Here is a 10536-nt window from a genome sequence, read left to right on the forward strand (position 1 = left end):
GCCAGCGTTCACTCTGAGCCAGGATCAAACTCTTCACTTAAAAACGCATAGTCCGAGGACTAAAAATTTAAAGCTGCAGATGCTTGACCGCTGGCAACGTTTCGCTTGCTTTAAAACAATTGATATGTTGCTTGATCAAACGTCTGCAAGATGGACAATCATCCTTCCTGCAGGCGCCTTCACAAGATACCTGCGCATACTGTCAAAGAACTTGGGAGTCGGCCTCAGCGCCTTCCTCCGTGTGCCCCGACGTTTCCGTCGTTGCGAGCCGCCCATTATAGCCGGCTTTTCCGCTTCGTCAACACCCTTTTTCGAGGGCCGTCTCACCGAAGTGGACGTTGTTGCCGATGCTGCTTCGTCGTGCGACCCGGAGGTCTTTTCGTCGAAGCGAGCCGCCTATTATGTCAGGCTTTTCGTTTCCGTCAACACCTTCTTTCGAAGAAGTTGAAGTCCTGTTCCTTCGCGGTTGCCGCCTTGCGGTGGCCCCTGCGTCGGGGGAGGGAAAGTATGTCCCCAACCGCCTCGTTTGTGAAGGGGGTGCATGACTTTTTTTCACGGTTTTGTGCATTCATTCATGCTGGCTCCGCGCCCGAAGGCGCGAAACCCTTGTGGCGCTTAGGCGGCGACCAACAGCACGCGTGCGAAGTTGCGCTTGCCGACCTGCAGCAGGCCCTCGAAACCGGGCACGAACAGCTGCTGGGCATCGTCCACCACCTCGCCGTCCACCTTCACCGCACGCTCCTTGAGCTTGCGCGAGGCCTCCGAGTTGCTCGGGGTCAGGCCCGCAGCAGTAAGCAATGCACCAATGCGCAGGCCATCAGCAGGAATAGCCACTTCCTGCAGCGGCAGCAGGGTCACATCGCCCTGCCCGGTCACGGCGGCGTTCCAGCCGGCAATGGCCAGTTCGGCCGCGTCGGCATCGTGGAAGCGGGTAGTCAGCTCGCGCGCCAGGCGCAGCTTCACCTCACGCGGATTCAAGCCGCCCGAGGCGACCTGCTCGCGCAGGCTGACCGCTTCGGCCTGGCTGATCTCGAAGGAGAGCAGCTCGATCCAGCGCCACATCAGGTCATCGCCGATCTTCATGGTCTTGGTGACCATGTCGATCGCCGGCTCGCTGATGCCGATGTAGTTGTTGAGCGACTTGGACATCTTGGCCACGCCGTCCAGGCCTTCCAGCAGCGGCATGGTCAGCACGATCTGCGGCTTCTGCCCGTAATGCTCCTGCAGGCCACGGCCCATGAGCAGGTTGAACTTCTGGTCGGTACCGCCCAGTTCGACGTCCGCTTCCAGGGCGACCGAGTCGTAGCCCTGCACCAGCGGGTACAGGAACTCGTGCAGGGCGATGGACTGCTGGGCGGCATAGCGCTTGGCGAAGTCATCGCGCTCGAGCATGCGCGCCACGGTGTGCTGGCCGGCCAGGCGGATCATGTCGGCCGCGCCCATCTTGCCGAACCACTCCGAATTGAAGCGCACTTCGGTCTTTTCGCGGTCCAGCACCTTGAACACCTGCTCTTCATAGGTGCGCGCATTGGCCAGCACGTCGTCCTTGCTGAGCGGCTTGCGGGTGACGTTCTTGCCGGAGGGGTCGCCGATCATACCGGTGAAGTCGCCGATCAGGAAGATGACCTGGTGGCCGAGGTCCTGGAACTGGCGCAGCTTGTTCAACAGGACGGTATGGCCCAGGTGCAGGTCCGGGGCGGTGGGGTCGAAACCGGCCTTGACCCGCAGCGGGCGGCCGCTTTCCAGCCGCTGGCGCAGCTCCTCGATCTTGAGGATTTCATCGGCGCCACGGCCGATCTGGGCAAGGGCTTGTTCAATCGAGGACACGTGCAACTCCCGGCGATGCCTTATTTACATGAATGACGTTAAGTACAAGTTAACCGCAAGCGCTTCACAAAAGCCAATAGGCACAAGGGTTTGACGCGATATTTATACCTGTCTATGTTACCGACGTTTGGGCCCGCGCTCCCGGGTCAGCCAGGAACACACCGACGATGCTGAATACCGATCAAGGCCGCGCGCGCAAGCAGCGCTTCAAGGAACGCCTTCACGTTCTCCACGACACCGCCCTGCATCGGAAGCTTCGACAGCATCTTCCCGCTGCCTTCAACGAGCGCTGGACCCGCCGCCACTGGATGCACGCCAGCCTGTTCGCCACCATCGGCGCGCTGGTAGCCACCATTGTCCCCGGCTTCTCGCACACCATCGAGTCGCCCTACTCGGTCAGCCATTCCACGCTGGCCCTGCCCTTGCCGCCGCTCTCCCAGGAGCGCCTGCAGCAGGTGCCGGGCGACAGCTGGCAGGTACTGCGCGTGCAGCGTGGCCAGACCCTGAGCAACCTGTTCGACGAGGCCGGCATTTCGCCCACGGTGATGCACCAGGTGCTGGAGCACCCCGGTGCGCGCGAGGCGCTGACCAAGCTGCGCCCCGGCGCGGAGATCGCCTTCGACCTGCCGCTGAGCGGGGAGCTGCGCACGATCCGCTTCGATCGCGATGCCGACAACCGGGTGGAGCTGTCGCTGAAGGGCGAGCAGATCACCGAGAAGGTCAGCAAGCGTGAGAGCTCCACCCGCCGGGTGGTGACCAGCGGCGAGATCACCAGTTCGCTGTACGCGGCGGCGCGCAAGGCCGGGCTGTCGCCGTCGGCCATCGCGACGATGACCGACGAGATCTTCAAGTACGACATCGACTTCTCCAAGGACCTGCAGCCGGGCGACCGCTTCAGCGTGGTGATGGATGAAACCTGGCGCGAAGGCGAGAAGGTGGACACCAGCAAGATCCTGGCGGCGACCTTCACCTCCGGCGGCAAGACCTACAGCGGCTTCCGCTTCGACCGCAACGGCAAGTCCGAGTACTTCGACGTGAGCGGCCGCCCGCTGAAGAAGAGCTTCATCCGCATGCCGATTCCCTTCGCCCGCCTGAGCTCCACCTTCGGCGCGCGCAAGCACCCGGTGCTGGGCAAGATGCGCATGCACAAGGGCGTGGACTACGCCGCGCGCACCGGCACCCCGATCATGGCCGCCGGCGATGCCCGCGTGCAGTTCGCCGGCGTGCAGCGCGGCTACGGCAACGTGGTGATCCTGGACCACGGCCGTGGCCACACCACCCTGTACGGGCACATGTCGCGCTTCGGCAAGATCAAGACCGGCCAGCGCGTGGCGCAGGGCACGGTGATCGGCTACGTGGGCTCGACCGGGTTGGCCACCGGCCCGCACCTGCACTACGAATTCCGCGTCAACGGCGTGCACCGCAACCCGCTGTCGGTGACGATGCCGCCGCCGGAGCCGCTGCAGGGCAGCGAGCTGGTCGCCTTCCGCGCGCAGACCGCGCCGGCGCTGGCCCGCATCCAGGGCATGGAGAAGCTGATCTACGCGGACGCCAGCCCGGCGCCGAAGGCCGACCAGGCTGCCACCACCACGGCCAGCGCGGCCAAGCCGGCCAAGGGCAGCCGCGGCTGATCGCATGCATTGACGGCGGCAACAGGTTGCGCTGAAGCTGCACGCACCCTGTTGAACCGCCTGGCCATGACTTCAGCTGATCCGCATACCCCGCTCTACCTGGGCCTGATGTCCGGCACCAGCGCCGATGGCATCGATGCCGCGCTGGTGCAGTTTCCCGCCGAGGGCGGATGCCGCTTTGTCGAAGGGCTCACCCACCCGTGGGACCCAGCCATCCGCGCCGAGCTGGTGGCGCTGGGCGAAGGCGGCGAGCTGGGCTCACTGGATACGCTGGGCCGGATCGATGCGCAGATCGGCATTACCTTCGCGGCCGCCGCCAACCGCTTGCTGCAACAGGCCGGGGTGAGCCCGGCACAGGTGCGGGCGATCGGTTCGCACGGGCAGACGGTGCGGCACCGGCCGCTGGCCGATCCGGCGTTCACCTGCCAATTGGGCGATGCCAACCGCATTGCCGAGCTGACCGGCATCACCACGGTGGCCGACTTCCGCCGCCGCGACGTGGCCGCCGGTGGGCACGGGGCGCCGCTGATGCCGGCCTTCCACCTGGCAATGCTGGGCACGGCCGATGAGGACCGGGCGGTATTGAACCTGGGCGGGATCGCCAACCTGACCCTGATTCCGCGCGGGGGTACCCCGCGCGGCTTCGATACCGGACCGGCCAATGCGCTGATGGATGCGTGGTGCGAGCGGCATACCGGCACGCCCTTCGATGCCGATGGCGCGTTTGCGGCCAGCGGGCAGGTGGATGAGGAGCTGCTGGAGCGCTGGCGGGCCGAACCGTGGTTCGCGCTGCCGCCGCCGAAGAGCACCGGGCGCGAGCAGTTCCACCTGGAGTGGGCCGAGGCGGCGCTGGGCGACCACCAGCGCGCGGCAGCCGATGTGCAGGCGACGCTGCTGGAGCTGACGGCGGTGACGGTGGCCGATGCGCTGCTGGCCCATCTGCCGGCGGCCAAGCGGGTGCTGGTGTGTGGCGGCGGGGTGCGCAATGCGCAGTTGCTGCGGCGGCTCAGCGCGCGCTTGCCCGGGGTGGTGATCGAATCCAGTGCGGTGCACGGGCTTGACCCGGACTATCTGGAGGCGATGGGGTTTGCGTGGCTGGCGCAGCGGACGCTGGACGGGTTGCCGGGGAATCTGCCGAGTGTGACCGGGGCGAAAGGGCCGCGGATATTAGGGGCGATCCACCTGGCGTGACCTAGAAGGATTTGACGTCCGGGAGGGCCTGGAGGGCGGCGATGGCTTCGGCCAGGGCGTTCACTTCCGGGTCGTGGAAGCCGCTGCGGACTTCCAGTTCGCTGGCGAACAGGCCCTGCTCGAGCAGGACCACACAGGTGTGTTCGCGGGTCCAGCCGCGGGCGACGGCCACCCGGCGGATGCGCTCGTTCAGCAGCGGATCGAGATCGCGCAGCACCAGATCAGCCATGTGTCTCCCCTGTTGGCAACGCACCGCCCCCACGGCACAACGGGTTCGATGATGGCCCACTGTACGCCGCGCGGCAACCGCGCGCCTGTTCGGTCAGGCAGCGCTGCGGTCGCGGATGCGGGGCCACAGCCAGACCAGGAGCAGCAGGGTCGGGATGACCGTGGCCGAGCTCAGGATGAAGAAGGTGCTGTAGGAGGTGGCCTCGACGATGTACCCCGAGGCGCCACCGACGAATTTCCCGGGCAGGTTGGCCAGCGATACCAGCAGGGCGTACTGGGTGGCGGTGAAGTTGCGGTCGGTCAGCGAGGACATGAATGCCACCAGCACGGTGCCGGCAAAGCCTTGGAACAGGTTGTCGGCACACAGCGCTGCATAGAACGCCCAGAGCTGGCCGGGATTCTGCGCCATCAGCAGGAACGCCAGGTTGGACAGCGCCACGCCGAGCGCGGCCACCAGCAGCATGCGGCGGAAGCCGAACGCCGCCACGGCGATGCCGCCGAGGAAGGCGCCACCGATGCCCATCCACACCCCGAACAGCTTGGACACGGTGGCGATGTCGGCCTTGGTGAAGCCCGAATCCAGGTAGAACGGACCGGCCATCACGCCGATCACCTGGTCGGGGAACTTGAACAGCCCCACGAACGCCAGCAGTACCACCGCCAGGACCACGCCATTGGTGCTGAAGAAGCTGGCAATCGGCTGCCAGAACGCGCCGAAGAAATCGATCCGGCGCTGGATCCGCACTTCCGGCTGGGCCGGTTCGCGGCACACCAGGGTGGTGATGATCGGCAGCAGCATCAGCGATGCCATGGCCAGGTAGGCCACGATCCACCCTTCGAACTGGGCCAGGTACAGCGCACCGGCGCCGGCCAGGATCAGGCCGATGCGGTAACCGAGCGTGTAGGTGGCGGCCAGCGCGGCCTGGGCGCTTTCCGGCGCGATCTCGATCCGGTAGGCATCCACCACCGAATCCTGGGTGGCGCCGGCGAAGGACGCCACCAGCACCCACAGCACCAGGGGGGTGACGCCCAGCTCGGGTCGCACGAAGGCCAGCGCGAACAGGCCGCCGGTAACGCCCAACTGGGACACCAGCAGCCAGGAACGACGGCGGCCGAGGACGCCGATCAGCGGGAAGGCATAGCGGTCGATCAGCGGCGCCCAGAGGAACTTGAGCAGGTAGAAGAAGCTGGCCAGGCTGATCAGGCCGATGCTGTGCAGGTCCAGCCCGACGTCGCGCAGGCGCGTGGACAGCGTCTGCGAGGCGATCAGCAGGAACGGCAGGCCGCTGCCAAAGCCCAGGAAGGCCATGGTAAGCGCCGACGGCGTGCCGAACGCACGCTTGATCCCGGCCCAGCCCTTGTAGCTCACCGGCGCTGCCGCTTCACTCATGGGGCGTAGTCCACCGTGAACGGAGCATGGTCGGAGAAGCGCTCATCGCGGTAGATCGAGCAGCCGCGCAGGCGCTCGCGCAGGCCGGGGCTGACGAACTGGTAATCGATGCGCCAGCCGACGTTGTTGGCACGGGCCGCGCCGCGGTTGCTCCACCAGGTGTAATCCTCGCCGGTGGGGTGCAGCAGGCGGTAGGCGTCGGTCCAGCCCTGGCCGCCGGCCACGTCCAGCGCCTGGCCGGCATCCACGCACTGGCCGTTGAGCCAGTCGCGCTCGGGCGGCAGGCAGCCGGAGTTCTTCTGGTTGGATTTCCAGTTCTTGATGTCCAGCGCGGAGCGGACGATGTTCCAGTCCCCGCACAGCACGTAGTCGCGGCCGCTGGCCAGCCACTGGGCCAGGATCGGGCGCAGCCACTCCATCACTTCGTACTTGAAGCCCTGGCGCAGGTCGCCCGAGCTGCCGGACGGGATATAGAAGGAGACCACGCTGAGGTTGCCGTAGCGGGCTTCGATGTAGCGGCCTTCGTCGTCGAACGGGGCCCAGCCCAGCGAGGTGATGACCTGGTCGGGCTCGCGCTTGCTGTAGATGGCCACGCCGCTGTAGCCCTTCTTGGTGATCGCGTCACGGTAGAAGCAGTGGTGGCCGTCCGGGCGGAACATGGGATCGGTCAGCTGGTCTTCCTGGGCCTTGGTCTCCTGGATGCAGAGCACGTCGGCATCCTGGGCACGGAACCACTCGAGGAAACCCTTGGTGGCGGCGGAACGGATGCCATTGGCGTTGAAACTGATGATGCGCATGCTGACCCGGGTCTGGTACGTAACGGCCAAAGCATACCGGGTTGCCCGCCCCATCGGCTGGCCGGATCCGGCCATTGCAGGGGCCTGCGGCGGCCGGTCGCGAGCCTGAATTGCCGGTCATGCTTTAGGATCTGCGCTCCAAGAGAATTGTATAGAGCGTTAGATGAGCGACCACCGTCACCGTTTCCTGCAGCTGGCCCTGACCGCCGATGCCCTGCGTTTTGGCCAGTTCACCCTCAAGTCGGGCCGCCTGAGCCCCTATTTCTTCAATGCCGGCCGCTTCGATTCGGGCGCCAGCATGGTCCAGCTGGCCGCCTGCTACGCCGATGCGGTGGAAGCCACCGGGCTGAAGTTCGACGTGGTGTTCGGCCCGGCCTACAAGGGCATTCCGCTGGCCACCGCCACCGCCTGCGAGTTCGCCCAGCGCGGCCGCGACCTGCCGTTGAGCTTCAACCGCAAGGAAGCCAAGACCCATGGTGAAGGCGGCAACCTGATCGGCGCGGACATGAATGGCAAGCGCGTGCTGATCGTGGACGATGTGATCACCGCCGGCACCGCCATCCGCGAGGCGCTGGGCATCATCAAGCAGGCCGGCGGTACCCCGGCTGGCATCGTGGTGGCGCTGGACCGCCAGGAAATCGCCTCGGAAGAAGACCACCGTTCGGCCGCCCAGGCCGTGGCCGAAGAGGCCGGCATTCCGGTGGTGGCCGTGGCCACGCTGGCCGACCTGCTTGATTTTGCCTCCGGAAATCCGGAACTTGTCGGGTACCGGCAGCCGCTGGAGGACTATCGGTCCCGTTACGGCAGCCGTCCTACGCGTTGAGAGCAGGGGGCTCCCATGTCCAGGATTGCCACGTTCACCATCATCGGCCTGTTGCTGGCCGCGCCCATGCTCCCGGCCCAGGCCCAGAGCAAGCGCAGCAGCACGCCGGCCAAACCGAAGAAGCTGTTCTGCTGGAACGAGGGCACGGAGCGGATCTGCAGCGATGCCCTGCCCCAGGACGCGGTGAACAACGCGCGTGAGGAGTTCAGCGTCAACAGCGGCCTGCGCAAGGGCGGCGTGGAACGCACCCTGACCGAGGAAGAGCGCGCCGATGCCGCCGTGGCCGCCGCGCAGCGCCAGCTGGACCAGGCCGCCGAGGACACCCGCAAGCGCACCGAGCAGGCGATGCTGTCCACCTACCAGGACGAGGCCGACCTGCGCCGGGTGTTCGTGGAGCGCACCGGGATCCTGGACAACAACGTGCAGACCGCCAACTACAACGTGGCCAGCCTGCGCAGCGCACTGGTGACCCTGCTGGGCAGCGCGGGCGACCGCGAGCTGGCCGGCCAGCCGGTGGTGCCCAAGCAGGCCGAGGACATCCGCCTGCGCCACGCCGAACTGGTGGCGCAGAAGCGGATGCAGGCCTCCTATGTGGAGCAGCGCAAGGCGCTGGACGTGGAGATCGAGGAGACCCTGCAGCGGTACCGGTTGTTGAAGGGTGTGAGCACCGACCCGCGCGGGTGAGGTGAAAACAGCGAAAAGGCGGATGCGCAGGCATCCGCCTTTTTTTATGCACTTTTTACGGGTGGGGCACGGGGCGGGCGTGGAGCCTTTACGCCCGTGGGGAACACGATGGCGGCCTCCCTTCCCTACTACTGAGAACGCCCCGTGCCTGCCTGGCTTTCCTTCGTGAGCGGCGTGCTGGTGCTCGTTGCCGCCGCCTACCTGCTGTACGTCGTGCTTGCGCCCGAAAAGTTCTGACCGGAGCCGACCATGACCGAGATTCTGTTGATCCTGCTGGCCAGCATCGTGCTGGCCTTTCCGCTTGGGCTGTACCTGGCCCGGGTGATGCGCGGTGGGCCGATGCGCGGCGACGCGCTGTTTGGCTGGATTGAAAAACCGCTGTACCGCGTACTGGGGGTGAACCCGGCGCGCGGGATGTCCTGGCGCGGCTACGTGGGCGCGTTCCTGCTCAGCAACCTGGTCATTGCCGTGCTGGTGCAGGCGGTGTTCATGACCCAGGCCTGGCTGCCGTTCAACCCCGACCAGATTCCCAACATGCGCTGGGATACGGCGCTGCACACGATGGTGTCGTTCCTGACCAACACCAACCAGCAGCACTATTCCGGCCAGGCGCAGCTGTCGTACTTCGCGCAGATGACCGCAATCACCGGCCTGCAGGTGGTCACCCCGATGATGGGGCTGGCGCTGGTGGTGGCCACGCTGCGTGCACTGTTCGGCGCCGCCCCGGCCGCGGATGCGGTGGCGGGTGACCTGCCGGCCGATCGCCAGATCGACGTGGGCAACTACTACGCCGACGTGGTGCGCTCATGCGTGCGCTTCATGCTGCCACTGTGCCTGCTGTGGGCGGTGCTGCTGACCAGCCAGGGCGTGCCTTCGACGCTGGCCGGCGGCCCGACCGCCACGCCGATCGATGCGGCCGCGGGCATGGAAACCCAGAAACTACCGCTGGGCCCGGTCGCGGCGATGGTGGCGGCCAAGCAGCTGGGCACCAATGGCGGTGGCTGGTACGGCCCCAACAGCAGCATGCCGCTGGAGAACCCGACCCCGGTGTCGAACGCGCTGGAGCTGATCGGCATCCTGCTGATCCCGATCGCGGTGGTGTTCATGCTGGGCGCTTTTACCGGGCGCAAGCGGCTGGCTGCGCTGGTGTTTGGCTGCATGCTGGCGATGTCGAGCGTGTCGATCGCGGCCACGGTGTGGCTCGAAGGCCATTCGGCCACGGCGGCCAGCCCGCTGCTGATGGAAGGCAAGGAAGTGCGCTTCGGCGCGGACGGCACCGGGCTGTGGGCGGCGATCACCACCCAGGTCTCCAACGGCTCGGTCAACGGCATGCATGATTCGCTGAGCCCGCTGGCCGGTGCGGTGCCGATGGTCAACATGTTGATCAACGCGATCTGGGGCGGCATCGGTTGCGGCCTGCAGCAGTTCATCGTGTACCTGCTGCTGGGCGTGTTCCTGGCCGGGCTGATGACCGGGCGTACCCCCGAGCTGCTGGGCCGCAAGCTGGAAACCCCGCAGGTGAAGCTGCTGGCGCTGCTGGTGTTGCTGCAGCCGATCACCATCCTGGCGTTCACCGCGATCACGCTGGCCATTCCGTCGATCACCGGCACCTCCAACCCCGCGTTCCATGGGGTGAGCCAGGTGTTCTACGAGTACGTATCGGCCTTCGCCAACAACGGCTCGGGCTTTGAAGGGCTGGGCGATGCCACCCCGTGGTGGAACCTGAGCTGCACCCTGGTGCTGCTGCTGGGCCGCTACCCGGTGCTGGTGATTCCGCTGATCGTCTGCGCGCAGCTGGCCGCCAAGCGGCGTGCGCCGGAATCGGCCGGCACGCTGCAGATTGAAACCCCGACCTTCGCGCTGACCCTGATCGCGCTGATCGTCATCCTGACCGTATTGCAGTTCATGCCGGCGCTGGTGCTGGGCCCGGTTGCCGACCACCTGTCGCTGACGCTGCGCTGAGAC

General features: G+C 66.3%; 11 protein-coding genes and 1 rRNA gene (1 of these 12 cut by a window edge). 7 read left to right on the forward strand and 5 right to left on the reverse strand.

The features are described from left to right. A 16S ribosomal RNA gene (locus tag QMX79_RS05970) occupies positions 1 to 40 on the reverse strand (it extends 1507 nt beyond the left edge of the window). 39 nt (positions 41 to 79) lie between these two features. On the opposite strand from QMX79_RS05970, the gene QMX79_RS05975 reads away from it, so the two are divergent. Next, positions 80 to 448, forward strand: a complete 369-nt coding sequence (locus tag QMX79_RS05975; RefSeq protein ID WP_282245335.1) for a hypothetical protein — start codon at positions 80 to 82, stop codon at positions 446 to 448. A gap of 167 nt (positions 449 to 615) precedes the next feature. Here QMX79_RS05975 and tyrS read toward each other — a convergent pair whose 3' ends face one another. Next, positions 616 to 1827 carry a tyrosine--tRNA ligase gene (gene tyrS / locus QMX79_RS05980; protein WP_282245337.1) on the reverse strand — a complete coding sequence of 404 codons (1212 nt, stop codon included), beginning with the start codon at positions 1825 to 1827 and terminating at the stop codon, positions 616 to 618. 167 nt (positions 1828 to 1994) lie between these two features. On the opposite strand from tyrS, the gene QMX79_RS05985 reads away from it, so the two are divergent. After that, positions 1995 to 3458: a peptidoglycan DD-metalloendopeptidase family protein gene (locus tag QMX79_RS05985; protein ID WP_282245339.1), complete on the forward strand. Its 1464-nt coding sequence runs from the start codon at positions 1995 to 1997 to the stop codon at positions 3456 to 3458. A gap of 66 nt (positions 3459 to 3524) precedes the next feature. After that, the gene (locus tag QMX79_RS05990) at positions 3525 to 4649 is read left to right on the forward strand and encodes an anhydro-N-acetylmuramic acid kinase (protein ID WP_282245341.1); all 1125 of its coding nucleotides are present in this window, start codon (positions 3525 to 3527) and stop codon (positions 4647 to 4649) included. 1 nt (position 4650) lies between these two features. On the opposite strand, the gene QMX79_RS05995 is transcribed toward QMX79_RS05990, so the two are convergent. The 3 genes from QMX79_RS05995 to QMX79_RS06005 all read right to left on the reverse strand — a co-directional run bounded on the left by QMX79_RS05995 (position 4651) and on the right by QMX79_RS06005 (position 7064). Next, entirely contained in the window at positions 4651 to 4878 is a 228-nt protein-coding gene (locus tag QMX79_RS05995) for a hypothetical protein (RefSeq protein WP_210133103.1), read from the reverse strand. A 93-nt stretch (positions 4879 to 4971) separates the two neighbouring features. Further along, the gene (locus tag QMX79_RS06000) at positions 4972 to 6267 is read right to left on the reverse strand and encodes an MFS transporter (protein WP_282245344.1); all 1296 of its coding nucleotides are present in this window, start codon (positions 6265 to 6267) and stop codon (positions 4972 to 4974) included. Then, on the reverse strand, positions 6264 to 7064 hold the full coding sequence (locus tag QMX79_RS06005) for an exodeoxyribonuclease III (protein WP_282245346.1): 801 nt from the start codon (positions 7062 to 7064) through the stop codon (positions 6264 to 6266). Before QMX79_RS06005 ends, QMX79_RS06000 begins: the two co-directional genes overlap by 4 nt. A gap of 163 nt (positions 7065 to 7227) precedes the next feature. Here QMX79_RS06005 and pyrE point away from each other — a divergent pair, with 163 nt between their 5' ends. The 4 genes from pyrE to kdpA all read left to right on the forward strand — a co-directional run bounded on the left by pyrE (position 7228) and on the right by kdpA (position 10533). Further along, on the forward strand, positions 7228 to 7887 hold the full coding sequence (pyrE, locus tag QMX79_RS06010) for an orotate phosphoribosyltransferase (protein WP_282245348.1): 660 nt from the start codon (positions 7228 to 7230) through the stop codon (positions 7885 to 7887). Between the two features lie 15 nt (positions 7888 to 7902). Continuing rightward, positions 7903 to 8571: a hypothetical protein gene (locus tag QMX79_RS06015; protein ID WP_282245349.1), complete on the forward strand. Its 669-nt coding sequence runs from the start codon at positions 7903 to 7905 to the stop codon at positions 8569 to 8571. Between the two features lie 144 nt (positions 8572 to 8715). Next, on the forward strand, positions 8716 to 8808 hold the full coding sequence (locus QMX79_RS06020) for a potassium-transporting ATPase subunit F (protein WP_068848713.1): 93 nt from the start codon (positions 8716 to 8718) through the stop codon (positions 8806 to 8808). Between the two features lie 12 nt (positions 8809 to 8820). Then, on the forward strand, positions 8821 to 10533 hold the full coding sequence (kdpA, locus tag QMX79_RS06025; protein WP_282245351.1) for a potassium-transporting ATPase subunit KdpA: 1713 nt from the start codon (positions 8821 to 8823) through the stop codon (positions 10531 to 10533). The last annotated feature ends 3 nt before the right edge of the window (positions 10534 to 10536 follow it).

It is taken from the genome of Stenotrophomonas sp. PS02300, from assembly GCF_029959395.1.
Lineage (GTDB): Bacteria > Pseudomonadota > Gammaproteobacteria > Xanthomonadales > Xanthomonadaceae > Stenotrophomonas > Stenotrophomonas maltophilia_AD.